The organism is Agrobacterium tumefaciens (genome assembly GCF_013337285.1).
Lineage (GTDB): Bacteria > Pseudomonadota > Alphaproteobacteria > Rhizobiales > Rhizobiaceae > Agrobacterium > Agrobacterium burrii.
This window is the reverse complement of record NZ_SUPW01000001.1, coordinates 543,258-567,908: the sequence shown is the minus strand read 5'-3', so window position 1 is coordinate 567,908 and position 24,651 is coordinate 543,258. Positions and strand designations below refer to the sequence as shown.

Genomic DNA, 24,651 nt, shown 5'->3' with positions numbered 1-24,651 from the left:
AATATGCGCCGGAGCGCGGGCGGTGCCGGAAACGAATTCCGGCACCGTTTTTCTTACTTGGCGTCGAGCAGGTCCTTGACTTCCAGCAGGACGAATTCGTTATCGTCCGCCTTGTCCAGCGCACGGCCGGCCGAGAAGGGCAGGTTGTTGTCGTTGCCGACGATGATATGCGTGGCGTCGACGCGATCGACATTTTCAATGGTCACGAACGGCATGTCGTAGAAACCGTTGCCGCCGCCCTGACGCTTCTTGTTGTCAGGATCGGAGATCTTCAGAAGATCGATATAGCCGATCTTGCGGGCGGCCTTGCCGACATTGGCGTCGTTGAATTCGATCTTGTAGATACGCTTGACCTTGGAAGCCCGGGCAAAACAATCCGCAGCTGGAGCCTTCGGGTCGGCGCAGGCCTTGTCGGCGGTGCCGGCACCATTGTCGCGCTCGATGACGAGGGCGGTCGCGTCGTCCAGCATGTTGAAGTCGCCGATCGCCTCGCCGCCTTCCGCCAGCGGATAAAGCCAGGTGCGGCCGGTCCACTCTTTCTTGGCGGTGTCGAGTTCGATGATCCGCAAGCCGGTCGAACCGTCTTCGGTTTTCTCGACCTGGCCATCGGCAGTGTAGAGCGGGCCTTCCAGCAGACCGTAGAGCTTCGAACCGTCCTTGGAGAGCGCCATGCCCTCATAACCGCCGGAGCGCTTCAGATTGAAGGCAGGCATTTTCTGCGTCGGGTTGCCGGGCAGGGCGAGAGTCGGGTGATCGGGAGACTTCACCTCGATGTCGCCGGCCTTGGTGGCGATGACGTCGGTCAGCTTGCCTTCACGGGTGAATTTCAGGATGTAAGGACCGAATTCCTCGCCCACCCAGAAACCGTCGGCAACCGGCTGAATGGATTCGACGTCGAAATCGGCGCCCGTCAGGTAACGCTTCGCGGTGCCTTCCAGAACGATCGGGAACGGCGCCTTCATGTCCGGGTCGGAGAGGAACACGGTTTCAAGCGCGTTGACCTTGCCGGCGTCCCAGTCGAACTTCAGATGGTGAAGCATCAGCATGGCGTCGCTGGAATTCAGCTTGGAACCGAAACCGTTGTCGGAAAGGCTCCAGAAGCTGCCGTCGGCCATGGCCTTGATGCCGGAAAAGCCCTGCATCGGCTGGCCGTTGAACGGCATCGAAAGACCGGTCGGGCGAACGCCGTCCTTGCCGGGCACGGTGCCGAGACCCTCGGCGCGCTTGCGGTCGGCCGTCGTGAACTTGGCGGAGGTCTTGAGATACTCCGGCGCATCGGCAGGCGCTGCGATGATGGTGTTGGCCGGCAGAATGGCGTGAGAGACCAGCTTTGCCGGAAACTCCTTCTCAGCGGCGTGAGATGCAGTGGCGAGCGCGAGAACCGCGCAGGATGCGAAAAGAATGTGCTTCATGGATAAGACCCCTCGATACCTGTTGAAGACAGGATTGAGGCGATAGGGTCGTCGCATGACAGAGAGGTGATCGTCGTTTGAAGCTTTGATGAATTTTGATTACGGCTGCTGCATCTAAACAGAATGGCACGGCTTCTTCCAACCAATTGCCCTTAGGCGGCAGGGGCCTGATATTGGCTGAGCGTGCATACACCCAGCGTTTGGCCACGGCCCTTGACCGCATGCTCACCGAGATATTCGCTGCGCACACCCTTGGGAAGCACCAGCTGATGGGCAAGGTCGGCGGAAATCAGCACCGGGTGGCCGAGCATCTTGCTGAGTGATTCGAGCCGCGAGGTCGTGTTCACCGTATCGCCGAAATAGGTGATCTTGTGGTGATCGACGCCGATTTCCGCTGTTATGACCGGCCCGCCATGGATGGCGAAGCGCAGGCGCGGCACTTCGCCGAATCGGGAAATCCACATGTCGCGTTTTTCCTCGATGGTCGCCAGAATATCGAAGACGCAGCGCACGCAGGCCGCCCGCCTGATCGCCATGTGATAAGGCCAGGTGATGATGGCGGCGTCGCCGATATAGTCATCGATGACGCCGCCGTGTTTTCTGACCGGTGCGGCATAGCTTGCGAAGATTTCGCCGAGAAATTCCTGGGCCTTCAGGTCGCCATTGGTTTCCGCAAAGGAAGTGGAGCCGACGAGATCGATGAAGATGAAGACGCGGTCTTCGCTGACCGGCCGGCGATAGCGCCCGAGAATGAGGTCGATGAAGATGTCGCGGCCGAGCAGTTCGCGCACGCGCATGATGAAAACGATGATGCCGCAGACGATGAGGGTGAAGACGAGCGTCTGCACCTCGGCATGCACGGCCCGTTTCCAGGTGCCGGGAAATATCCCGCTCAGCCACAGGATGGTGCCACCAAGCCCGAAGCCGCAGAAAACGAGAACGGCATAGATGATCAGACCGACGGCTATATAGACGGGTGTCGGCAATGCGCTGACCTGCCGGGAGAGGCCGGGCATGATGTAACCGCGCTCAAAAGCGAGAATGGGCGCGCAGGCAAACAGCGCATAGGTCGCGCCGATCAATGCCCCGCCGCCATATTCCAGAAAGGCGTAGGCCACCCCGGCGCCGGCCACGGCAACGAAGAGCACCACGTAATCCAGAATGGGCAGCAATTTTCTCATGTCGGTTCTTGGGTCTCGGGAAGGGAAGGCTTGGCCTTGGGAAGGAAGAACTGGCCGCTCCCGCCGGCGAAGCTTCTGTTGCGGTCATATGCGACATTAATGTGGAAAATGCGCTGCAAAAAGTGACCTTTCGGCAAGGTCACATGAAGGATTGGAAAGGTTGTTGCCCTGTTGCCGCAAAACGGGTGCTCGGGCGGCGTTACGTCTAATATGATGTTCTGTAATAGACCGTTTCAAGCGGGGATTGCGGCCGGTCATCCGACGAGCGGTTCGACCATTTCACCGGAAAGGCGGCGAATCGCAGCCGGTTGCCGTCGATCCAGGCGCGGTCGAACAGCGTTTCGCCCTTGCGGGCAAAGGTGATGGCCGCGCAGGTCCGTCCATCGACATCGAAGGGGATATTCTCCTTCCAGCCGCTCAAACCGCAGCCGGTTCCCTTCGGGTCGCCATTATAGTGCGCAACGACCTCGGTATCGTTCGGGGTCATGGTGATCGCGGTGACGGTGTGGGCAAAGAGCAGGCTGTTACGGTCTTTCAGCCCGCCATCGAGCGTGCCTTCGTAACGCACCTGCACCGTGGGCTGCTGGCAGCCATTGCGGGCATAGATCTGAGAGACGGCGTGCATGCTGCCGCCGCGAATGGTGATGCGGGTCACGATACCGTGCCGGTCGTTCTTGCCGATCTTCAGGCAGTCGGTCGTCCATTCGCCCTGAAGATCGACCTTGCCGTCATCGGCGCGCACGGGAAAAGGGGCAGGGACGGGGAGAAGACCTGAGACCGCCAGAAGGGCGGCCAGCAGCAGGGTGCGGGCAGGTTTCATGACAAGACCCTCAAAGCGCAACGATGTGCACAGAGATGGAACGCGATGCGGGCAAAATTGGGGTGAAAAGCGGGGGATTACTCCCCGCTCACCTCAACCTTAACCTCAACCGCTTCGACCTTCTTGCCGGCGAAACGCAGGGCAACTTCACCATTGATGAGTTTCAGCGCCACATCGCCGAAAAGGTCGCGCCGCCAGCCGGTCAGCGCCGCAACGGTGGCTTCCTCGCCCTCGGAGGCGATCTTGTCCAGATCTTCGCTGTTGGCGATGACCTTGGCCGCGACGCCATGCTTGTCCGCCGTCAGCTTCAGAAGAACCTTCAGCAGTTCCACGGCAGCACCGGAGCCTTCCGGCGCATGGCTGTGACGCGGCGCCTTCGGCATTTCCTCTTTCGGAAGCGCCAGAGCCGCATTCACGGTTTCGATGATGGCCGTGCCGGAAGAGGAGCGTTCCCAGCCCTTGGGGATGGTGCGAAGCCGCGACAGCGCCTCTGTGTCCTTCGGCTGCTGCTGGGCGATTTCGAAAATCGCGTCGTCCTTCAGCACGCGCGAACGCGGCACGTTGCGCGACCGCGCCTCCCGCTCGCGCCAGGCGGCGACGAATTTAAGGATGGCAAGTTCCGTCGGCTTGCGCAGGCGCGATTTCAGCCGCAGCCACGCGTCGTCGGGATGCATGTCGTAGGTGTCGCGCGATTCCAGAATGTCCATTTCTTCGGTGAGCCATAGCGAGCGGCCTTCGCGCTCCAGCTGCGACTTCAGCGCCAGATAGGCGTCGCGCAGATGCGTCACGTCGGCCAGCGCGTAATCCAGCTGCTTTTCGGTCAGCGGGCGGCGGCTCCAGTCGGTGAAACGCGAGGACTTGTCGATCTGGACGTTCTTGATCCTCTGCACCAGCTGGTCGTAGGAGATCGAATCGCCGAAACCACAGACCATGGCGGCAACCTGCGTGTCGAAGATCGGGTGGGGAATGAGCCCGCCGAGATGGTAGATGATTTCGATATCCTGCCGCGCGGCGTGGAAAACCTTCACGACATTTGGATTGGCCATCAGCTCGAAAAGCGGCTGAAGGTCGATGCCCTTGGCGAGCGGGTCCACCAGCACTTCAAGTGTCGGGCTTGCCATCTGCACGAGGCAGAGTTCCGGCCAGAAGGTCGTTTCCCGCAGGAACTCGGTGTCGATGGTGATGAATTCCGATTTCGCCAGTTCCGTGCAGGCTTCGGCGAGGGCGGCAGTCGTTTCAATCATTGCAAATGGCCACTCGTGAAAATTATCCGTCTTACTTTCCCTTTGCCGGGCGCATGTCAATACAAAGCCCGCCTTTGAAGGCTCAAGGATCGTTTTTCTCGGGTTGATCAGGCCCCGGCCCGTCGTTTTTGGGCGGTGGCGGGGCGGCGAGCTTCTGAAAATATGCGGATGTGCGCAAAAGCGAACGGAACCGCCAGTTTCTGTCCTCCACGGGCACACCCTCGCGCACCCGCAGCCTGTATATGGTATAGGCGATGAAAACGATCTGGATCGCCGCCGTATAGCTGAACAGCGCCTTCGGCCCGAACTGGTCGATCAGAACGGAAGCGAGCAGCGGCCCGACGGTCGCGCCCACCGACCAGAAGAACAGCAATCCGGCAGACACCATCGCATGTTCGCCTTCCTTGGCATGGTCGTTGCCGTGCGCTGAACTCAGTGAATAGAGCGGCAGGGCGAATGCGCCGAAAACGAAGACGCCGATGATGTTGCTCCACTCGTCGGTGCCGGCGAAGAAGGCGAGAAACAGGCCGACGATGACAGAGCCGGCAGTGGTGGCGAGAATGATGATGCGCCGATCGTAACGGTCGGAATAAACGCCGAGCGGATATTGTAGCACCACACCGCCGATGATGCCGGCGCTCATGAAGGTGGCGATGGCCGTCACCGAAAGGCCGATCTGCTCGGCATAGATTGGGCCGATATTACGGAACGCCGCCATGCTGAGGCCGACGGCGACGCAGCCGACAACGGCAAGCGGCGAGATGCGCCAGACGGCGAAAAGATTGAACGGTATCTGTTTCGGCGGCGCGGGGTTGGATTTGTCGGCAAGCGAGATCGGCACCAGGGACAGCGAGAGCGCCATGGCGATCAGCGAAAACACCACCGGCCCCGCTATCCCCACGACCGGGATGATATATTGGGCAAGCGTGACAGAGCCGAGATCGACGAAACGATAGATCGACAGCGTGCGCGCCCGGTTGGAATTCGTCACCTGCGCATTGATCCAGCTTTCGATTGCGGCGAAAAGACAGGCGACCGCAATGCCGATGACAAAACGCATCAACATCCAGAACACGGGATGGATGATGAGCGGCATGGCGATCGACGCGGCCGACGCCACGGCCGCCATGGTGGCGAAGGTACGGATATGGCCGATCTTGCGCAGCAGGCGGGTCACCGAAATACAGCCGAGCGCAAAGCCGATGCTGTAGGCGGCGCTGATGAGGCCGATGGTGCTGGCCGAGAACCCTTCGGAAAGGCCGCGCAGCGCGATATAGGTTCCCTGCAGGCCGTTGCCGCCGATCAGAATGCCGGCGGTGACGAGAAGCGGGATAAGGGGTCTGATCTGGCTCATTGCGGGCCGACTCGGTTTGGCGGGCTGAATAAGCACTATCTAAAGCCAAGCCGGGGGAAAGGACAGTCAGGAGGCGACAATCTTGCGCTTTGCCTTGACAAATCAGGCTGGTCATGCGTTTTTCCGGCCAAATTCGACAGTGTGGCTGATCTGGCCCACGACACGTTCCAGGATATAAAAATGCATCGTTACCGCAGCCACACCTGTGCCGCTCTCCGCAAGTCCGACGTCGGCGAAACCGTTCGCCTTTCCGGTTGGGTTCATCGCGTGCGAGATCATGGCGGCGTTCTGTTCATCGACCTTCGCGACCATTACGGCATCACCCAGGTGGTGGCCGATCCTGATAGCCCGGCCTTCAAGGTTGCCGAGACGGTGCGCGGCGAATGGGTGATCCGCATCGACGGCCTCGTCAAGGCCCGTTCGGAAGACACCATCAACAAGGGCATGGCGACCGGCGAAATCGAGCTTTACGCGCAGGAGATCGAAGTTCTCGGTGTTGCCAAGGAATTGCCGCTGCCGGTGTTCGGTGAGCCGGAATATCCTGAAGACGTTCGCCTGAAATATCGCTTCCTCGACCTGCGCCGCGAGACGCTGCACAAGAACATCGTTCGCCGCACGCAGATCATCTCTTCCATGCGCAAGGGCATGGGCGATCTGGGCTTTGCCGAATATACGACGCCGATCCTCACCGCATCCTCGCCGGAAGGCGCACGCGACTTCCTCGTTCCCTCGCGCATCCACGAAGGCCAGTTCTTCGCGCTGCCGCAGGCGCCGCAGCAGTACAAGCAGCTTCTGATGGTGGCCGGTTTCGACCGCTACTTCCAGATCGCGCCCTGCTTCCGCGATGAAGACCCGCGTGCCGACCGTCTGCCGGGTGAATTCTACCAGCTCGACGTTGAAATGAGCTTCGTGACCCAGGAAGATGTTTGGACCACGATGGAGCCGATGATGACGGCCGTGTTCGAACAGTTTGCCGAAGGCAAGCCGGTGACGAAACAATGGCCGCGCATTCCCTATGACGAATCGATCCGCAAATATGGTTCCGACAAGCCTGATCTGCGCAACCCGATCGTCATGGAAGCCGTGACCGAACATTTCGATGGTTCGGGCTTCAAGGTCTTCGCGAATATGATCGCTTCCAACCCCAAGGTTCAGGTTTGGGCGATCCCGGCCAAGACCGGCGGTTCGCGCGCTTTCTGCGATCGCATGAACGCATGGGCGCAGTCTCAGGGCCAGCCGGGCCTCGGCTACATCTTCTGGAAGGAAGAGGACGGCAAGATCGGTGGCTCCGGTCCGCTCGCCAAGAACATCGGCGAGGAACGCACCGAGGCGCTGCGCCAACAGCTCGGTCTTGAGGCAGGTGATGCCTGCTTCTTTGTCGCCGGCGATCCCGCCAAGTTCTACAAGTTCGCCGGCGAGGCGCGCACCCGCGCCGCCGACGAGCTGAACCTGATCGACCGCGACCGGTTCGAAATGTGCTGGATCGTCGATTTCCCCTTCTTCGAATATAACGACGAAGAAAAGAAGGTCGACTTCGCCCACAACCCCTTCTCCATGCCGCAGGGCGGCATGGAAGCGCTGGAGGGCCAGGATCCGCTGTCCATCAAGGCGTTCCAGTATGACGCCGTCTGCAACGGCTTCGAAATCGCCTCCGGCTCGATCCGCAACCAGTCGCCCGAGTTGATGGTCAAGGCCTTCGAAAAGGTCGGTCTCTCGCAGACCGACGTGGAAGAGCGCTTCGGCGGTCTCTATCGTGCCTTCCAGTACGGCGCACCTCCGCATGGCGGTTGCGCATTCGGCATCGACCGTGTGGTCATGTTGCTGGTCGGCGCCAAGAACCTGCGCGAAATCACGCTGTTCCCGATGAACCAGCAGGCGCAGGACCTCCTGATGAATGCCCCGTCGCCGGCAACGCCGACGCAGCTTCGCGAACTGGCTCTGCGCGTGGTTCCGTCCAAGAAAGACTGATCTGCCCCATAAGGGTTTTGAACAAAGGGGCTGGCTGCAACGCCGGCCCTTTCTGTTTTTGCAACGACCTCGGCAAAGTCACAATTTTACCGCGAGTTTAACGGAATTCCGAGCGTAATCAGCCGAAATCCGATCCCAGTATAGATTCGCGCCCATTTTGGGAACGCAAGACTATCAGGGGTTTTAAACTTGGGACAGCGCCGGCCGAACTTCGCTTTCGGTTTCGGCGCGATCATATTTAGAAGGATTTCAGAATGGCACATGAAACGGAAAAAGACCTTGCCCCGGTGGGTGGGCAGATACCTCCAGCCCCGCCGCGCAATGGCCTCGCCGTCAGCCTGCGGTCGCCGGGCGCAAAGTTCCTGATGATCGGTTTCATATCGATGGTTCTGCTCGTGCCGCTCCTTCTTGTCTGGGCGCTGACAGAAGAGCGGGCCTCGCGGGCGGAGGACGTTTCAGGCCGTATCGCCAGCGGCTGGGGTGGCGATCAGGTGGTGAACGGCCCCTATCTTGCCGTGCCTTTCGATGTTGACCGCCGCCGCGAGGTGAATGGCCAGAGCATCGTCGACCGCACGACGGAATGGGTGCTGGTCATGCCGGAAACGCTTGATGTCGTGGCCGATCTGAAGACCGAGGAGAAGCGGCTGTCGATCTACAGCCTGCCCGTCTATAGTGGCAACCTTGTCCTGAATGGCCGTTTCGGTGCCGGCATCCTTCAGGATCTCGCCCGTTTCTCCGGCACGCCGCGTCTGGACAGCGCCATTTTGGTCCTCAGCATACAGGACATTACCGGTATAAGGTCGAGCGCCGGTGTCAGGATTGATGGCGGTCCGGTGTTGCCGTTCGATCCCGGCATGCGTGATATCTCGGTAATAGCGCCCCGTACCGGTCAGGATCCGTCTATCAGATCCGATGCAGGCGTGCACAGATCGATTGAAAGAGACCTTGTCGCAAAAGGCTTCGACTTCGATATAGCCTTCTCGCTGAACGGTTCCGGCAGCTTTGCCGTTGCGCCCGCTGGCCAGACCACGCGTTTGTCGGCAAAGGCCAACTGGCCGCATCCCGGTTTTGAAGGCCTGTTCCTGCCGGAGGAAAAGACCGTCACCGCCTCGGATTTCACGGCCAATTGGACAATCCCCTATCTCGCAAGGGGCATAGACCGGGTAGCGGAGGGTTCGCGCCTGCCGCTGACGAACAGCCTGATGACGATCAACCTCGTCGAGCCCGTGAAGTTCTACCAGATCATCGCACGCACGCTGAAATATTCGATAGGCTTCATCTCGCTGGTCTTTCTTGCCGTCTTTATCGTCGAACTCAGGGGCGGCAGCAGCGTGCACTGGATACAGTACGTGTTGACCGGGCTCGCGCTGATCGTTTTTTACGTGCTGCTGCTGGCGCTCGCGGAGCATACCGGCTTCACCATCGCCTATGCCGCGGCCTCGCTATCGACGGCGGCACTGATTGCCTTTTATCTCGGAAGCACAACCAATAGTCGTAAGAATGGTGTGGCGCTGTTTACCGTTCTGGCGGTTTCCTATGGTGTCATGTATCTGGTTCTGAATGAAGACGAATATGCGCTGGTGGCCGGCGCGGTGATTTCCTTCATCGCCATTGCCGCCACCATGTTCGCCACCCGCCGGGTGGACTGGTACGGAGCTAATGCATCCGGCGCACGGCAGCCCGTGAGCAGCACGATATAGGCTCCGCACCCGGCCAACGGAGGCCGATCTGGGTCGTTGCAAATCTCTGCTTTTCCTTAGCCAGCTTGGCTTCTGGGACGAAAAGCGGGTGTCGAGCCCTGCGGCGAAGGCGGCGCTGGCGCGCCGCCCTTTGTGGCCCCATCGTTGCGGCAGGAGTGCCGGCATCGCGGTTTCCGGGATGCATCAGGCATCGCATATCGCGCTCCCATGCGGCCTGTGGATTGTCACAAAAACTTAATCAAACTGACAAATCCGGTAGAGGAGTTCTTAAGTCTTGCCCCCCCATTTATCCCCCATGAGTTTTCACAAACGAGGGTTGAATGTTTTCGCTGGTTTCGACGTTCAAGATAGCGCATCGCGTGTCCATGCTGGCGCTGGCTGCGCTTTGCGGCATCGCCGTCATCGCGGGCATGCTGTTGTGGCAGAGGGAAATGGAGGCGCGTCATCGCGTTGCCGAAGACACGCTGATAGAGAGGGACGGGGTCCTGACGACGCTGGTGGACACGCTGCATGAAAGCCGCCTGCACCAGCGCGATTTTCTGCTTTCCAGGGATATGAATTCCGTCGCGCAGTTCGACCAGACAATGGAGAAGGTCCAGCAGTCGGTCGCTTCTCTCGAAGGCAGCGCCACCTCGCAGACCCGCATGAAGCTTGATGCCCTGGGGCAGGGCGCGGTGACCTATGGCACCCGCATGAAGGCGCTGGTTTCCAAAAACCACGAGCTTGGCCTCACCCCCACGGACGGCCTTGAAGGCGCGATGCGCAATGGCGTGCATTCCATCGAAAAACTCATCGATGCCGTCGCCAATGCCGAAATCCGCGCCAGCATGTTGATGATGCGTCGGCATGAAAAGGATTTCATCCTGCGGCGCGATGAAACCTATGCGACGAAACACGCCGCCGAGGTGGAAACCTTCAAGGCGCTGGTGAAGCTGGAATACCGGCCGGGTGCGGAACGCCAGCGCATCATGGATGCTCTGGAGATCTACACCGCCGCCTTCCGATTTTATGCGCAGGCCGTGCTGGAGGAGCAAAAGGCGCGCGAAACGGTCGCCTCCGCCTACAATACGCTGCTTCCCGTTGTCGCTGATATTTCCTCGGCCTATCGGCAGGAGCGGCAGGCCAGCGCGCTCGAAAACAAAAAAGCGGCGGAGACCACGGTTTCGATCGTCGTCGCCCTCATCGCCCTGACCGTCGTGATCCTTTTTGCCGGGGTCTATTTCATCGGCCGTTCGATAACCCGCCCCGCGACTTTGATCACCGGCGCGATGCGTCGCCTTGCCGACGGTGAAACCGAATTTGCCGTTCCCGGCCTGCGTCGTAAGGATGAATTTGGCGCCATGGCGCAGGCGCTGGAAATTTTCCGGCAGGCCGCCATCGCCAAGATTGAACTGGAGAACCAGACTTTTGCGGCCCGGCAACAGGCCGAAGACGAAAAGGCCCTGTTCCAGCGCGAGGCAGAGGTCGAGGCACAGGCGCGGTTGATGCAGGCGACAAGCGGCCTTGCGGCAGCGCTGCACCGCCTCGCCGCCGGTGATCTCTCCTTCGAGTTGAACGAGCCGTTTGCTCCGGATTTCGAGACGCTGCGCCACGATCTCAACCGCACTATCCGCCAGCTGGATGCCGCCATGTCCGGCGTCGTGCAATCGAGCGTGGCGATCGACGGCGGCAGCCAGGAGATCAGCCAGAGCGCTGCCGATCTTGCCCGCCGCACCGAGCAGCAGGCCGCCTCGCTGGAAGAAACCGCCGCCGCTCTCGATGAGCTGACCGCGAATATCCGCATTTCGGCGGAGCGTGCGGTGGAAGCCCGCACGGTCGCCCATTCTGCCGATGAGGATGCCAGCCGCACGGCCGATCTCGTCGTCGACACCATCATGGCCATGGAAAAGATCGAGCAGTCATCCGGCAAGATCGGCAGCATTATCAGCGTCATCGATGAGATCGCCTTTCAGACCAACCTTCTCGCGCTGAACGCTGGTGTCGAGGCTGCCCGCGCCGGTCAGGCGGGACGCGGTTTCGCCGTCGTCGCCCAGGAAGTGCGCGAACTGGCCCAGCGCTCTGCAAAAGCGGCGGCCGAGATCAAGGTGCTGATCCGCAACTCCAGCACCGAGGTGAAGGACGGTGCGCGTTTCGTGCGGGAAACCGGCGCGGCGCTGTCGCGCATCGGCGGCTCGGTGAAGACGATCAACGGCCATATCGAAGCCATCGCCGTCGCGACGAGGGAGCAGTCGCTCGGGCTTTCCGAGATCAACACCACTGTCAACCATCTGGATCAGGGCACGCAGCAGAACGCCGCCATGGTCGAGGAAAACAATGCCGCCAGCGCCATGCTGGCGGGCGAGACCACCCGTCTCAAGGAACTAGTCCAGCAGTTCCGGTTAAGCGATATGGATATGCAGGGGTATGGTCTGCGCGAAGCGGCCTGACGCCTTATTCGTGGGCATCGAAAAGCGGGCGCGCAACTTGCCGCCCGCTTTTTTGCCGTTTATAGGTGGATTACTCACCACGGACCCGGTGAAATCCCGGGTGGCTCTTCTGGCCGCCGATCCGCCAGACAACGCAAAGCACCGACATTCGTTTTTCGATCTACCGGACATGGCTCCGGCCGGTGCGTCATTCTTTGCGAAAAAAATCAAATGAACAGATTTCAGACTTACAGACGTGAGTGGTTTTCCAATATTCGCGGCGATGTGCTTTCCGGCATCGTCGTCGCACTCGCCCTCATTCCCGAAGCAATCGGCTTTTCCGTCATCGCCGGTGTCGATCCGAAAGTGGGGCTGTTTGCCTCCTTCGCCATCGCCTGTGTTTCCGCCTTCACTGGCGGGCGGCCGGGCATGATTTCCGCGGCCACCGCCGCAACGGCCGTCTTGATGGTCACGCTCGTCAAGGAGCATGGCCTGCAATATCTCTTTGCCGCCACCATCCTCATGGGCGTGCTGCAAATCGTGGCGGGATTTGCGAGACTTGGCCGGGTGATGCGCTTCGTCTCGCGCTCGGTGATGACCGGTTTCGTCAATGCGCTGGCGATCCTGATCTTCATGGCGCAATTGCCCGAACTGATCGGCGTACCGGTCGAAACCTATGTCATGATCGCAGCCGGCCTTGCGATCATCTATCTCTTTCCGCTGGTCACGAAAATCATCCCGTCACCGCTGGTCGCCATCGTCGTTTTGACCTGCGTAGCGGTTTTTTCCGGCATGGATATCCGCACCGTCGGCGATCTCGGCGAACTGCCCTCGACGCTGCCGATCTTCGCCCTGCCGCAGGTGCCGTTGACCTTCGAAACGTTGCAGATCATCTTTCCCTATTCCGTCGCACTGGCCGCCGTCGGCCTGCTGGAATCGCTGCTGACGGCCCAGATCGTCGATGACATGACGGATACGGGCAGCAACAAGAGCCAGGAATGCATCGGACAGGGGACGAGCAACATCGCGTCGGCGCTGATCGGCGGCATGGGCGGCTGCGCCATGATCGGCCAGTCCGTCATCAATGTCCGCTCCGGGGGCAGGGGCCGCCTGTCCACCTTCGTGGCGGGCGCTTTCCTGTTGTTCCTCATTCTGGTGCTTGATGATCTCGTGCGCATCATTCCAATGGCGGCTCTGGTGGCTGTCATGATCATGGTGTCCATCGGCACCTTCTCGTGGCGCTCGATCCTCGATCTTAGCCGCAATCCGCCATCGTCAAGCATCGTTATGCTGGTAACGGTCGGCACCGTGCTGGCGACGCATGACCTGGCCAAAGGCGTGCTGGCAGGCGTGCTTCTCTCCGGCGTGTTTTTCGCGGGCAAGGTCTCAAAGCTTTTCCATGTCCGCCCGGAGCTTTCAGCCGACGGCCGGGAGCGCATCTACCGCGTCGATGGCCAGATATTCTTCGCCTCGACGGAGAGCTTCATCGCCGCTTTCGATTTCGCTGAAGAGGTGGAGGCGGTAACGATCGATGTCACCGAGGCGCATCTTTGGGATATTTCGGCGGTCGGAGCTTTGGACAAGGTGGTCCTGAAGTTCCGCAAGACCGGCAAACGGGTCGAGGTCATCGGCGTCAATGAGGCGAGCGCCCATATGATCGACCGCTTCGCCCTGCACGACAAGCAGGATGCGTCGGCGGCCCCGTTGCACTGAGTAGAAAAAAGCCCCGGTTTTAAACCGGGGCTTTGTCGTCCTATTCGTTTGCCGTCACCGTCACGCCGAGCATTTTCGGCAGGGTGTTCGGCGCGCCCATCGCAGCGCCCATGATCATCGGGAACGGAACCGGCTTTTCCGGCTCTGCGGTGATCGAGAAGTTCTTCGGATTGTCGATATAGGTGTTGATCGCTGCCGACACCATGTTCTGCAATTCCGGAACGTTGAGCGAGGCCATCATGATGGGAGCCATGCCCTTGATGGTCTGGGCAAGCTGGTCGCCCGTCATGCCCTGCTGGCTGGCAGCGTAATCGATGGCGCGCTTGGTGATGCTGGCGTCTTCGAAGCTGATCTCGGCATTGACGAAGGAAAGCTGCTGCATCAGGCCGAGCATGGCAAGGCTTGCCGCTTGGTCGGCCTGTTCCTTGTTCGGGTTGGCTGCCTGAGCCTTCACCGTCTCCTGCATCGACTTGATGAAAGCGAGCGTGTAGCCGGAGAAGCCGAACGACATGTTGAGACGACCGACATCGGTGAGGTCGATGGCGTATTCCTCGACATCGACGGTGCCGGAAGCCACTTCCCAGCTGCCGCTCATGGTCATGTCGCCGGAAAGGGCCTTGAGTTCGAGCTTCTCGATCGCGTCCTTGGTAGCCGGGTCGGTGACTTCGCTAAGATCAGCCTTGAAGCCGGAGGCGTCGAGTTCGAAACCGATCGAGGCCTTGTCGTCGCTGACGGACATCGTAGCGGTGCTTTCCTCGAGCGAGAAAGCCTGCTTGCCGTCGACGGAAACGGAAACCGGACCGCTATGCGCTTCGTCATAGAACATCAGCGCATCCACGGTGCCCGTGGTCGCATCGGCGGGAATGACGAGGCCGGACATGTAGATGTCGCTCGCCTTGATCTCCACTTTTTCCTGTTTGTAGTCGATATTGTCGAAACGGGCGTTCTTGATCTTGTAGCCGCCGTTGTTTTCCTCGACGCCTTCGAGCGTGACATTGCCGACCGGAAACTTCTTGGCCGGATCGGCGGCCGCGTTGAAGGTGACGTCATTCAGCGTCACGGTGGAGCCGTTGACGGCAACCGAGCCAGCGGCGATCTCGCCGCCCTGGGCGGCATAGGCCGCATTGATCTTCTTCAGCACATCCCCGCCATCCAGCGCGAAAGCCGGCGCTGAAAGCACAAGAAGCGCGGCACTCGCAAAAAGAACCTGCCGGGTGGATTTCAATCTCATGATGTTTCTTCCCTCAACGTACGGATGTGCACCGTGTCAGAATGCTAATGGTGATACTTATATTCACGATTATTCAAAGGTCTACAGAATTTAGATCGATTCGCATGACGGCGGCATTGCGGCATTTACAACGCGGTTAACAAAAAAACGCATGAAAGAGTTGCTTTCATCCACAGCGCAGACCCCTGAATTTCTTGCCGGGTTCCGGCATTTCCGCTAGTCAAGCACCATGGGAAAAAATCTTGTACCTCCGTCAGGCGGAGACGATAACATTCATCCGGTCGATTTGAAGGCGGCGCTTGAAGAGCGCTACCTCGCTTACGCCCTGTCCACGATCATGCATCGTGCGCTGCCGGATGTGCGCGACGGCCTGAAGCCGGTGCATCGCCGCATTATCCACGCCATGAGCGAGATGGGCATCCGCCCCAACTCGGCCTTCAAGAAATGCGCCCGTATCGTCGGTGACGTGATCGGTAAGTTCCACCCGCATGGCGACCAGTCGGTCTATGATGCGCTGGTGCGCCTCGCGCAGGATTTCTCCCAGCGCTATCCGATCGTCGACGGGCAGGGCAATTTCGGCAACATCGATGGCGACGGCGCCGCCGCCTATCGTTATACCGAAGCGCGCATGACCGATGTGGCGGCGCTGCTGCTGGAAGGCATCGGCGAGGACGCGGTGGATTTCCGCGCCACCTATAACGAGGAAGACGAGGAACCGGTCGTCCTGCCGGGCGCTTTCCCGAACCTTCTGGCAAACGGGGCCTCCGGCATCGCCGTCGGCATGGCGACATCGATCCCGCCGCACAATGCCCATGAACTTTGCGACGCCGCACTTCATCTCATCAAGCACCCCGATGCGACGGTTGAGAAGCTGGTGGAGTTCATTCCCGGCCCGGACCTGCCGACCGGTGGCATCATCATCGAAAGCCGCGAGAATATTCTCGAGGCCTATAAGACGGGGCGTGGCGGTTTTCGCGTGCGCGCCAAATGGGAAACGGAAGATCTCGGCCGCGGCGGTTACCAGATCGTCATCACCGAAATTCCCTTCCAGGTGCAGAAATCGCGGCTGATCGAAAAGATCGCCGAGCTCTTGCTCGCCCGCAAGCTGCCGCTGCTGGAGGATGTCCGCGACGAATCCGCCGAAGACGTGCGTATCGTGCTGGTGCCGAAGAACCGCACCGTCGATGCGACGCTGCTGATGGAATCGCTGTTCCGCCTGTCCGACCTCGAAAGCCGCCTGCCGCTCAACATGAACGTGTTGTCGCTTGGCAAGGTGCCGAAGGTGATGGCGCTGAACGAGGTGCTGAGCGAATGGCTGGCGCACCGCAAGGACGTGCTGGTCCGCCGCTCCCGTCACCGTCTGGCCGCCATCGACCGCAGGCTCGAGATTCTGGGCGGCCTGCTGGTCGCCTATCTCAATCTGGATGAAATGATCCGCATCATCCGCGAGGAGGATGAGCCGAAACAGGTGATGATGGCCAGGTGGTCGCTCACCGACAATCAGGCCGAAGCCATCCTCAATATGCGGCTGCGCAACCTGCGCAAGCTCGAGGAATTCGAAATCCGCAAGGAACACGACGACCTCAGCAGCGAGAAGGCTGAAATCGAAGGACTGCTCGCCTCCGATGACAAGCAGTGGCAGACCGTCGCCTGGGAAATCGGCGAGGTCAAAAAGAAATACGCCAAGGCAACCGAGATCGGCCGTCGTCGCACGCAATTCGCCGATGCACCGGATGCCGATATCGATGCTATCCATCAGTCGATGATCGAGAAGGAACCGGTCACCATCGTCATCTCGCAGAAGGGCTGGATCAGGGCGCTGAAGGGGCACATGTCCGACACGTCCGCCCTGACCTTCAAGGAAGGCGACGGTCCGAAGCTCGCCTTCCCGGCGCAGACGACCGACAAGCTGCTGCTTCTGACCACCGGCGGCAAGGCCTATACGCTCGGCGCAGACAAGCTGCCGGGTGGACGTGGCCATGGCGAGCCGATCCGCATTATGGTCGATATGGAGAATGATCAGGATATCCTGACGGCCTTCGTTCACGATCCATCGCGCAAGCTGCTACTGGTCTCCACCGGCGGCAACGGCTTCATCGTCGCCGAAAGCGAAATGATCGCCAACACCCGCAAGGGCAAGCAGATCATGAATGTCGCCATGCCTGACGAAGCCAAGCTTGCCGTGCCGGTGACCGGCGACCATGTCGCCGTCGTCGGCGAAAACCGCAAGCTTTTGGCTTTCCCGCTGTCGCAGGTGCCGGAAATGTCGCGCGGCAAGGGCGTGCGCCTGCAGCGTTACAAGGATGGCGGCGTGGTGGATGTGAAGTGCTTCGCGCTGGCCGAAGGCTTGAGCTGGTCCGACACGGCCGGACGTCTGTTCAACAAGGTCGGCGAAGAATTGCGCGAATGGCTGGCCGACCGCGCCACCGTTGGCCGCACCGTGCCGAAGGGCTTTCCGCGGAGCGGGAAATTTGGCGGGTGATGTGATTGACGTTCCCGGCACCGCCGGGACGTTTTCTATCGTATTTGTTTGGTGGTCAAACCAAGCGAATTTTATGATTTTGCGAGCGTTTTCAAGGCGACGTGGTACTTGCGCATCGCGCTCCGCGCATGTTCAAGCTGACGATCAAAATCATCTGTCGCCTCATCCACACCACTGGCGGATCGCACGTCAAGCACATTGCCATCGATTCGTAGATTGAGAACGTCGCCGATCTTCCAGCCAAGCCGTTCAAGCATGTCCTTGGGGATAATAATACCTGCGGCTTCGCCGATCTCGAAAATGGTTGCTTTCATATGAAGTACTCCAAGTTTAAATGGAGTTTATCGGATGAATTTGACTGTTTGGCGAATTCTTATTCTTCTTTAGGAGAATAAACCTCCCACCCGCGCGGCGTCAGGTGTTCCTGCGGATGGTATCTGGTCTTGTAGCCCATCTTGTCCGAGCCATCGACCCAGTAGCCGAGATACACATGCGGCAGGCCGAGTGCGCGGGTGCGGGTGATGTGGTCGATGATCATGAAGGTGCCGAGCGAGCGTTTTTCGAGGTCGGGGTTGAAGAACGAATAGACCATCGACAGCCCGTCGCTCATCACGTCGCTGAGCGCCACGGCCAGCAATTCGCCGCGTTTGCTGGCGTCGATGCCGGAGCCGGGTTCGCGCAGGCGATATTCGATGATGCGTGTGTTCACATGCGTGTCTTCGACCATGATCGCATAGTCCAGCGCCGACATATCGGACATGCCGCCCGACTGGTGGCGGTGGTCGAGATAACGGCGGAACAGGGAGAACTGCTCGGTAGAAGGCTCGGCGGCGTGGACGGTTGCCACGACATCCCTGTTGATGGCGAGAACGCGCCGCATCGATTTTGTCGGCTGGAACTGTTCGGTCAGGATACGCACGGAAACGCAGGCGCGGCAGTTTTCGCAGGCCGGGCGATAGGCGATGTTTTGCGAACGCCTGAAGCCGCCCTGAGTCAGAAGGTCGTTCATATCAGACGCGCGCGGGCCAACCAGATGCGTAAAAACCTTCCGCTCCATCTGGTTCGGCAGATAGGGACAGGTGGCCGGTGCCGTAAGATAGAATTGAGGAGAGGGCGTCGCCTGCGTGTTCATGGAACCGTGATCGCCTCCTGCGTCTGTTATGAAAGCGAGCCGCGATTTCACGGGGTTGGCGGCGGCGCTTCAAGCGACAAGCATAATGTCACAGAATGGCAAAATGACGGAAAACGTCAACTGCGGGATGAGGTATTTACCGCCTTTGAAAGCCACGTTTTCGTGGCTTTCCTCGATATCAGCGTGTTCTGACCATGACGGTGCCGAGCAGGAAGTCGTGAACGAGGCGCGAGCGCTCGGTAAACAGGCCTGCCAGAAGAATCAAAGGGGTCAAAACCGAGTTGATGACCCAGAACAGCACGATGTGCACGGTCGCCAACAGAAAATCGATTCGCCGCCCGTCCATGCGCGCCATCGCGATGCCCATCGCCCGCATGCCGGGTGTGGCCTGCGAGGGACCGCCGAGTGATATGCCGAAATAAAGCACCGCGACGATGACGAACAGCGCCGGGAAGAGAAACCAGCCAAGGCCGAAGGTAATCACGCCGAGAAAAAAAACGATGACCGCAGCCGGGATGCACAGAAGCAGAACGATCGCGTAGTCGATCAGGAACGCGAAGACGCGCCGGCTCAGGACGCCGCTATAGGCGCGCCAGTCGTCCGGTGCGGCATAGGTGGGGTTCTGGTCGAGGCTCATCGGTCGTTTTCTCCTAAAGAAGGTCTGACAGCTCGGCATATATGCCGTGTCAGCAGACAATATGGGAAGAAAACGACCGAATACAATAAGACGTGGCCGTCAGCCCTTTGCGAGCTTGCGTGCAGCCTCGATGGCGAAATAGCTCAAGATGCCGTCGCAGCCTGCACGCTTGAAACAGAGAAGCGTTTCCATCATCACCCGCTCGCCGTCGATCCAGCCATTCATGGCCGCCGCCTTGATCTGGGTATATTCGCCTGACACCTGATAAGCGAAAGTCGGCAGCCCGAAATTCTCCTTCAGCCGCCAGCAGATGTCGAGATAGGGCAGGCCGGGTTTGACCATCAGCATGTCAGCCCCTTCCTCAACGTCGAGCGCCGCATCGCGGATCGCCTCCATGCCGTTGGCAGGGCTGATGTAATAGCTGTTCTTGTCGCCCTTCAGCAGCCCCGCCGTGGAAATGGCCTCGCGATAGGGGCCATAATAACCGGAGGCGAATTTCGTCGCATAAGCCATGATGCCGACATTCTGATGCCCGGCTGCATCGAGACCGCGACGGATAGCGCCGATGCGGCCATCCATCATTTCCGACGGAGAAATAATGTCGGAGCCGGCATCCGCCTGCAGGATCGCCGCCCTGACGACCTGATCGACCGTCTCGTCATTGACGATCTCGTCGCCGCGCAAAATGCCGTCATGCCCGTGGCTGGTGAAAGGGTCGAGCGCGACATCGGTGATCATACCGATATTTGGAACGGCTTTTTTGACCGCGATCGTCGCCTGATTGATGAGGTTATTGGCCTCCAGCGCATTCGAGCCGGTCTCGTCACGCAGCTCCATCTCGATATTCGGAAAGGTGGCGATTGCCGGGATGCCGAGATCGGCGGCTTCCTTCGCCGCTTCCACAAGCCGGTCGATACTCATCCGGTTGACGCCGGGCATCGCCGGAATGGGATCGAGGATATTGCTGCCCGGCACGATGAACACTGGCCAGATGAGATCGTCGACGGTCAGGCGGTTCTCCTGCACCAGACGGCGCGTCCAGTCCGCCTTGCGATTGCGCCGCATGCGTCGATGGCCGGTAATCTCGTCGACCAGATGCGTTTTGTCCTGCATGTAAGAATATCCTTCGTATCCCGCCCATTCTGGAAAGCTCCATAACACGGAGGGCGCACGATGCGAATGCGACAATTTTCCTGCAATGGTGTTGGGGAATAGTGCGGCGTTACCAGGAGTTGACACGGTCGATTGTGCAAGCCTGCACGGAACAGGCCAGTAGGAGTGATAGATGCAAACGCCGAAGCTTGAGCGGATCGCGGCCGGATATGTCTTTCCGCCCGGTGCCGCCGGACTTTCCCTGACTGTCGAGCAGCCGTCCACCGGTTTTTCCTGGCGGCACGGCGAAGCGCATCGACCTTATTTCATCGCCAGCATCACCAAGTTGTTCACGGCAGCTTTGATCGTCCAGCTGTGCGAGGAGCATAAGCTCACGCTGGATGCCCGCGCCTCGGACCTGCTCGGATGCGAGACGATGGCTGGCCTTAATATTTACGATGGACGTGATTTCGGATCGCAGGTCACAATCGGTGAACTTCTGGCCCATACCTCCGGCATCCCGGACTATTTCGAGGACAAGCGGCCGGACGGAGGCACGGTCCTTGCCGATCTGCTCAAGGCAGACAGGGGCTGGAGTTTCGAGGAACTTCTGTCCATTTCCCGCTCCATGAAGGCTCACTTTGCGCCCTCCACGCCCAGAAAGGCATTCTACAGCGACACCAACTATATGCTGCTCGGGCGCATCGTTGAAATTCTGGCCGGTTGTTCTTATGAAAATGCGCTCCGTAACCGTATCTTTCAGCCGTTGGCGCTGGAAGACACCTGGCTCTTCACGCCTGCGACGCTTGATCGTTATAGCGATGTCACGGCGGTTATGTGTCGAAACACGCCTCTGCATACTCCCAGGGCTCTAGCCTCGTTTGCCGCCGAAGGCGCCATCGTCTCGACCATGCGGGACCAGATCCGGTTTCTGCGCGCTTTTGTTGGGGGTGAGTTGTTTTCCAAAACCAGCCTCGCGGGGATGACGGCACAATGGCGCTCGATCTTCTCGCCATTGGTGCCTCTTTCCTATGGCATCGGTGTCATGCGGTTCAGCATTCCGCGCTGGCAGTCGCCTTTCTTTCCCGTCCCCGCCATGATCGGCCATTCCGGCGTCTTCGGGGCCATGCTGTTTTATGTGCCGGACCGCGATCTCTACATCGCCGGGACTGTCAACCAAATGGTGCCGCGCAGTCTTGCCTATCGCCTGCTGGTGCGGATCGCCCTGGCCTTCTGAGGAAACAAGGCGCGGCCCCTCGAAGGTCCTGCGGTTCCACACCCGCCATGAACGGGCGATGCTGCTTTGACAAGACGAGCCAGCGGATTCAATATGGGCTGGTCGCCCGCCCGTCGAGACCGTATCTTCCGGCCATGGAACCTGATTCTCAACCTCTGCCGAAGCTCCCGCTTACGGAAATCCTCTTTCTGGTCTTCATGAGACTGGTCGCGGTCTCCTGTTTCTGGTTCGGCCTGCAATATTGGGCAATGCTCACGGGGTACTCGCTGGGCGGGCAGGGGCGGTTCGATATGCTGAACCTGCCCTGGCGGGTGGCGGGCAGCGCGCTTGCAGTCATTTTCCCGGTCGCGGCACTCGGTCTCTGGCTTGGCGCCTCCTGGGGCGCCGTCATGTGGGTCATGGGCGCAGGCGCGCAGATCGCCATGTATAAGGTATGGCCACATATCTTTGGCGCCAACACGCTGGTACCCGTCATGCACGGCCTCGTGGCAACCATTTATATACTATTTCTGGTCGCTTTCTGGCTGGATCACCGCCAGAATGAAGAACGCGCAAGAATTGATTTACCATAAGAATAAAGCAATTGGGCCTGATTTTCGGCTGTTTTTTATCGCTAAGTCATTGATTTATAATAGATGAGCTCTGGCCATTCCCGCTTCGCCACAAGTTGGCCCCTCCAGGGAAAATGCAGGTAACCATTTGTTAATCGTAGCTTTTAAGTAGAATTTTATGCGCATTGATTAGGTTCTCACTCAAGGCGGGAGACAAACAAACACACCGCCAAACAAAACAGTGAGGCAGTCATGATCAATAGCAAAGTTAAGCCGCAGGCCGTTGTTGCCGACGCACACGAAGATACCATCCGTTCGCTCTACATGGAGTCGCTGCACCTGGTGGAACGTCTCCACCGCCGCCTCCTCGATGTCATCAAGGACGAGTTCGATCGTCAGGGTCGTGATGACGTCAACGCCGTACAGGCGCTCCTGCTTTTCAACATCGGCAATTCCGAATTGACGGCCGGTGAACTTCGTTCCCGCGGTTATTACCTCGGCTCGAACGTTTCCTACAACGTCAAGAAGCTGGTCGATCTCGGTCTCATCAACCACCAGCGCTCGCGTGTCGACCGCCGCTCGGTCCGCATCAGCCTGACTGAAGAAGGCCAGGCCATCGCCGAAACGGTTGCCCGCCTTTATGAACGCCACGTCGGCTCGATCGAAAAGGTCGGCGGCATCGGCACCGGCGAGTTCTCCGAAATGAACAAGCTGCTGCAGCGCCTCGATCGCTTCTGGAACGACTCGATCGCTTATCGTCTCTAATATCCGCGACGGTTTCACTGTTTAAGCCGGGGGCATCGCTTTGCCTCCGGCTTGCGGATTCCGCGCAACGCCGACGCTTGTTTTTCATGTCAAGCCCGTTGCCTTATCCGGGCCTTCGCCTTTATTTTCAGGCAACACAGCTTTGTGAGAAAAGGCGCGTGACACGAATTGGCCATATTGATATGGGACCGGCAAGGGTGAGGGAGCCGGCTGTTTCTCCTGCTGTCGCGGCAAGTCCCGACTGTTCCGCCAGACTGTAGCGCCCAGACCCTTGGGCCTCGAGCATTACCGGCCGGCAGGCACGTTGTACGTGTTTGTTAATCATATTGATTTAGGCATTGTTGAGAATGCCGAAGAGAGTGGCTGGTAGGTAGAATGACAAAGAAATCCGTTTCCGATTCCGTATCGCGCCGCGCGCTTCTGCGCTCAGCCGTTTCCGTTGGTGTCGCAGCGCTTGCCGCGCCGGCGCTGGCGCAAAATGCGCTGAACGACCTCATGGGTTCGTCACGCCGCGGCAACTGGGATGACCAGTTCGACGCCAATACGTCGCGTTCCGCCGTCGGCGTGGTCTCCAACAATCCGGTTCTCGGACGGGAAGCGCCTGTCTACATGCAGCAGGCGATCATGCAATATCAGCAGATCGTGCAGAATGGCGGCTGGCCGGATGTGCCCGTCAGCCAGCAGCGTCTTCAGATTGGCGTCTCGGACCCCTCCGTACAGGCGCTTCGCCAGCGACTGATGGTATCCGGCGACCTGCCGCGCGAGGCCGGCATTTCCAGCGCCTTCGATAGTTACGTCGATGGTGCGCTGAAACGCTTCCAGGCTCGCCATGGTCTTCCCGCCGATGGTGTCAGCGGTGAATATACCACCAAGGCGCTTAATGTTTCGGCCCAGATTCGTCTGGCGCAATTGCAGACCAACCTCGTGCGCATCCAGTCCATGTCGGGCGATCTCGGCCCGCGTCACCTGATGGTCAATATTCCGGCCGCCGCCATCGAAGCGGTGGAGAATGAACGCGTCGTCCTGCGCAACACGGCCGTCGTCGGCCGCGCCAGCCGCCCGACGCATGTCATCAATTCCAAGATCTACGAGGTCATCCTCAACCCTTACTGGACCGCGCCGCGCTCGATCATCGAGAAGGATATCGTGCCGCTGATGCAGAAGGACCCGACCTATCTGGAGCGGAACAATATCCGCCTCATCGATGGCAAGGGACAGGAAGTGCCGCCGACCGCGGTCGACTGGTTCGCGCCGAAGGCCCCGAACCTGATGTTCCGCCAGGACCCCGGCAAGATCAACGCCATGTCTTCGACGAAGATCAACTTCCACAATCCGAACAACGAATATATGCACGACACGCCGCAGCAGGGCCTGTTCAACAAGCTGATGCGTTTCGAATCCTCCGGCTGCGTGCGCGTGCAGAATGTGCGCGACCTCACAAGCTGGCTGCTGCGCGACACGCCCGGCTGGTCGCGTCAGGAAATGGAGCGCGTCATCGCCACCCGCGTCAACACGCCGATCAAGCTGGCGCAGGAAGTGCCTGTTTATTTCGTCTACATCACCGCATGGTCGGCGAAGGACGGCGTGGTGCAGTTCCGCGACGATATCTATGAAAAGGACGGCAACGCCGAACTGGCGCTCAACACCACCACCGGCATCGAGCAGCCGGCCGGCCCTGTTGATGACGACCTTCTGCCGCGCAACTGATCTGCGCTTTTATCGATGAA

At 59.5% G+C, this 24,651-nt stretch carries 20 protein-coding genes and 1 other annotated feature; of the genes, 10 read left to right on the top strand and 10 right to left on the bottom strand.

What is annotated here, in order from left to right; translation table 11 throughout:
* Positions 1–53: 53 nt before the first annotated feature.
* The 5 genes from FCH38_RS02725 to FCH38_RS02705 all read right to left on the bottom strand — a co-directional run bounded on the left by FCH38_RS02725 (position 54) and on the right by FCH38_RS02705 (position 6,011).
* Positions 54–1,412, bottom strand: a complete 1,359-nt coding sequence (locus FCH38_RS02725; RefSeq protein WP_153513529.1) for an esterase-like activity of phytase family protein — start codon at positions 1,410–1,412, stop codon at positions 54–56.
* 152 nt (positions 1,413–1,564) lie between these two features.
* Complete coding sequence (locus FCH38_RS02720) at positions 1,565–2,593, bottom strand: adenylate/guanylate cyclase domain-containing protein (RefSeq protein WP_149897894.1); 1,029 nt, start codon at positions 2,591–2,593, stop codon at positions 1,565–1,567.
* Positions 2,594–2,798: 205 nt separating this feature from the next.
* Positions 2,799–3,413 (bottom strand): hypothetical protein, encoded by a 615-nt coding sequence (locus tag FCH38_RS02715; protein ID WP_174372758.1) that lies wholly within the window; start codon positions 3,411–3,413, stop codon positions 2,799–2,801.
* A gap of 77 nt (positions 3,414–3,490) precedes the next feature.
* Positions 3,491–4,657: a ribonuclease D gene (gene rnd / locus FCH38_RS02710; RefSeq protein WP_174372757.1), complete on the bottom strand. Its 1,167-nt coding sequence runs from the start codon at positions 4,655–4,657 to the stop codon at positions 3,491–3,493.
* A gap of 82 nt (positions 4,658–4,739) precedes the next feature.
* Positions 4,740–6,011, bottom strand: coding sequence for an MFS transporter (locus FCH38_RS02705; RefSeq protein ID WP_149897892.1), 1,272 nt, complete (start codon positions 6,009–6,011; stop codon positions 4,740–4,742).
* A gap of 180 nt (positions 6,012–6,191) precedes the next feature.
* On the opposite strand from FCH38_RS02705, the gene aspS reads away from it, so the two are divergent.
* The 5 genes from aspS (at position 6,192) to FCH38_RS02680 (ending at position 13,797) form a co-directional block, all read left to right on the top strand.
* Positions 6,192–7,979, top strand: coding sequence for an aspartate--tRNA ligase (gene aspS / locus FCH38_RS02700; RefSeq protein WP_174372756.1), 1,788 nt, complete (start codon positions 6,192–6,194; stop codon positions 7,977–7,979).
* Between the two features lie 254 nt (positions 7,980–8,233).
* The gene (gene creD / locus FCH38_RS02695; RefSeq protein WP_174372755.1) at positions 8,234–9,679 is read left to right on the top strand and encodes a cell envelope integrity protein CreD; all 1,446 of its coding nucleotides are present in this window, start codon (positions 8,234–8,236) and stop codon (positions 9,677–9,679) included.
* Positions 9,680–9,999: 320 nt separating this feature from the next.
* Entirely contained in the window at positions 10,000–12,105 is a 2,106-nt protein-coding gene (locus tag FCH38_RS02690; protein WP_174372754.1) for a methyl-accepting chemotaxis protein, read from the top strand.
* A gap of 10 nt (positions 12,106–12,115) precedes the next feature.
* A complete protein-coding gene (locus FCH38_RS02685; RefSeq protein WP_174372753.1) occupies positions 12,116–12,319 on the top strand; it encodes a hypothetical protein in 204 nt (67 codons plus the stop codon).
* Positions 12,184–12,239 (top strand) — a sequence feature (sul1 is cis-regulatory element that is thought to sense ions involved in sulfur or methionine metabolism; They are found in Alphaproteobacteria). It overlaps the preceding gene by 56 nt.
* Complete coding sequence (locus FCH38_RS02680; protein ID WP_174372752.1) at positions 12,316–13,797, top strand: SulP family inorganic anion transporter; 1,482 nt, start codon at positions 12,316–12,318, stop codon at positions 13,795–13,797. Before FCH38_RS02685 ends, FCH38_RS02680 begins: the two co-directional genes overlap by 4 nt.
* A 40-nt stretch (positions 13,798–13,837) precedes the next feature.
* On the opposite strand, the gene FCH38_RS02675 is transcribed toward FCH38_RS02680, so the two are convergent.
* Positions 13,838–15,028: a hypothetical protein gene (locus tag FCH38_RS02675; RefSeq protein WP_153513534.1), complete on the bottom strand. Its 1,191-nt coding sequence runs from the start codon at positions 15,026–15,028 to the stop codon at positions 13,838–13,840.
* 229 nt (positions 15,029–15,257) lie between these two features.
* Between FCH38_RS02675 and parC the strand changes: the two genes are divergently transcribed.
* Positions 15,258–17,510, top strand: a complete 2,253-nt coding sequence (gene parC, locus FCH38_RS02670; RefSeq protein WP_174372751.1) for a DNA topoisomerase IV subunit A — start codon at positions 15,258–15,260, stop codon at positions 17,508–17,510.
* 71 nt (positions 17,511–17,581) lie between these two features.
* On the opposite strand, the gene FCH38_RS02665 is transcribed toward parC, so the two are convergent.
* From FCH38_RS02665 to hemB, 4 genes are all read right to left on the bottom strand, one after another.
* Entirely contained in the window at positions 17,582–17,824 is a 243-nt protein-coding gene (locus FCH38_RS02665; RefSeq protein ID WP_149897885.1) for an AbrB/MazE/SpoVT family DNA-binding domain-containing protein, read from the bottom strand.
* A 59-nt stretch (positions 17,825–17,883) separates the two neighbouring features.
* Positions 17,884–18,642: an arginyltransferase gene (locus FCH38_RS02660; RefSeq protein WP_153513536.1), complete on the bottom strand. Its 759-nt coding sequence runs from the start codon at positions 18,640–18,642 to the stop codon at positions 17,884–17,886.
* Positions 18,643–18,820: 178 nt separating this feature from the next.
* Positions 18,821–19,279 carry an RDD family protein gene (locus tag FCH38_RS02655; RefSeq protein WP_052818583.1) on the bottom strand — a complete coding sequence of 153 codons (459 nt, stop codon included), beginning with the start codon at positions 19,277–19,279 and terminating at the stop codon, positions 18,821–18,823.
* A gap of 99 nt (positions 19,280–19,378) precedes the next feature.
* A complete protein-coding gene (hemB, locus tag FCH38_RS02650; RefSeq protein WP_174372750.1) occupies positions 19,379–20,392 on the bottom strand; it encodes a porphobilinogen synthase in 1,014 nt (337 codons plus the stop codon).
* Between the two features lie 172 nt (positions 20,393–20,564).
* On the opposite strand from hemB, the gene FCH38_RS02645 reads away from it, so the two are divergent.
* The 4 genes from FCH38_RS02645 to FCH38_RS02630 all read left to right on the top strand — a co-directional run bounded on the left by FCH38_RS02645 (position 20,565) and on the right by FCH38_RS02630 (position 24,631).
* Positions 20,565–21,608, top strand: a complete 1,044-nt coding sequence (locus tag FCH38_RS02645) for a serine hydrolase domain-containing protein (RefSeq protein ID WP_174372749.1) — start codon at positions 20,565–20,567, stop codon at positions 21,606–21,608.
* A gap of 134 nt (positions 21,609–21,742) precedes the next feature.
* Positions 21,743–22,180 carry a DUF6163 family protein gene (locus FCH38_RS02640; RefSeq protein ID WP_174372748.1) on the top strand — a complete coding sequence of 146 codons (438 nt, stop codon included), beginning with the start codon at positions 21,743–21,745 and terminating at the stop codon, positions 22,178–22,180.
* A gap of 234 nt (positions 22,181–22,414) precedes the next feature.
* Positions 22,415–22,924, top strand: coding sequence for a transcriptional regulator LdtR (gene ldtR, locus FCH38_RS02635; RefSeq protein ID WP_169539083.1), 510 nt, complete (start codon positions 22,415–22,417; stop codon positions 22,922–22,924).
* A 375-nt stretch (positions 22,925–23,299) separates the two neighbouring features.
* On the top strand, positions 23,300–24,631 hold the full coding sequence (locus FCH38_RS02630) for a L,D-transpeptidase family protein (protein WP_149897879.1): 1,332 nt from the start codon (positions 23,300–23,302) through the stop codon (positions 24,629–24,631).
* Positions 24,632–24,651 lie beyond the last annotated feature (20 nt).

Bases quoted from the DNA above. Each gene is read 5' to 3' on its own strand.
- FCH38_RS02725 (WP_153513529.1), bottom strand. From the start codon at position 1,412: ATGAAGCACATTCTTTTCGCATCCTGCGCGGTTCTCGCGCTCGCCACT.
- FCH38_RS02720 (WP_149897894.1), bottom strand. From the start codon at position 2,593: ATGAGAAAATTGCTGCCCATTCTGGATTACGTGGTGCTCTTCGTTGCC.
- FCH38_RS02715 (WP_174372758.1), bottom strand. From the start codon at position 3,413: ATGAAACCTGCCCGCACCCTGCTGCTGGCCGCCCTTCTGGCGGTCTCA.
- rnd (WP_174372757.1), bottom strand. From the start codon at position 4,657: ATGATTGAAACGACTGCCGCCCTCGCCGAAGCCTGCACGGAACTGGCG.
- FCH38_RS02705 (WP_149897892.1), bottom strand. From the start codon at position 6,011: ATGAGCCAGATCAGACCCCTTATCCCGCTTCTCGTCACCGCCGGCATT.
- aspS (WP_174372756.1), top strand. From the start codon at position 6,192: ATGCATCGTTACCGCAGCCACACCTGTGCCGCTCTCCGCAAGTCCGAC.
- creD (WP_174372755.1), top strand. From the start codon at position 8,234: ATGGCACATGAAACGGAAAAAGACCTTGCCCCGGTGGGTGGGCAGATA.
- FCH38_RS02690 (WP_174372754.1), top strand. From the start codon at position 10,000: ATGTTTTCGCTGGTTTCGACGTTCAAGATAGCGCATCGCGTGTCCATG.
- FCH38_RS02680 (WP_174372752.1), top strand. From the start codon at position 12,316: ATGAACAGATTTCAGACTTACAGACGTGAGTGGTTTTCCAATATTCGC.
- FCH38_RS02675 (WP_153513534.1), bottom strand. From the start codon at position 15,028: ATGAGATTGAAATCCACCCGGCAGGTTCTTTTTGCGAGTGCCGCGCTT.
- parC (WP_174372751.1), top strand. From the start codon at position 15,258: ATGGGAAAAAATCTTGTACCTCCGTCAGGCGGAGACGATAACATTCAT.
- FCH38_RS02665 (WP_149897885.1), bottom strand. From the start codon at position 17,824: ATGAAAGCAACCATTTTCGAGATCGGCGAAGCCGCAGGTATTATTATC.
- FCH38_RS02660 (WP_153513536.1), bottom strand. From the start codon at position 18,642: ATGAACACGCAGGCGACGCCCTCTCCTCAATTCTATCTTACGGCACCG.
- FCH38_RS02655 (WP_052818583.1), bottom strand. From the start codon at position 19,279: ATGAGCCTCGACCAGAACCCCACCTATGCCGCACCGGACGACTGGCGC.
- hemB (WP_174372750.1), bottom strand. From the start codon at position 20,392: ATGCAGGACAAAACGCATCTGGTCGACGAGATTACCGGCCATCGACGC.
- FCH38_RS02645 (WP_174372749.1), top strand. From the start codon at position 20,565: ATGCAAACGCCGAAGCTTGAGCGGATCGCGGCCGGATATGTCTTTCCG.
- FCH38_RS02640 (WP_174372748.1), top strand. From the start codon at position 21,743: ATGGAACCTGATTCTCAACCTCTGCCGAAGCTCCCGCTTACGGAAATC.
- FCH38_RS02630 (WP_149897879.1), top strand. From the start codon at position 23,300: ATGACAAAGAAATCCGTTTCCGATTCCGTATCGCGCCGCGCGCTTCTG.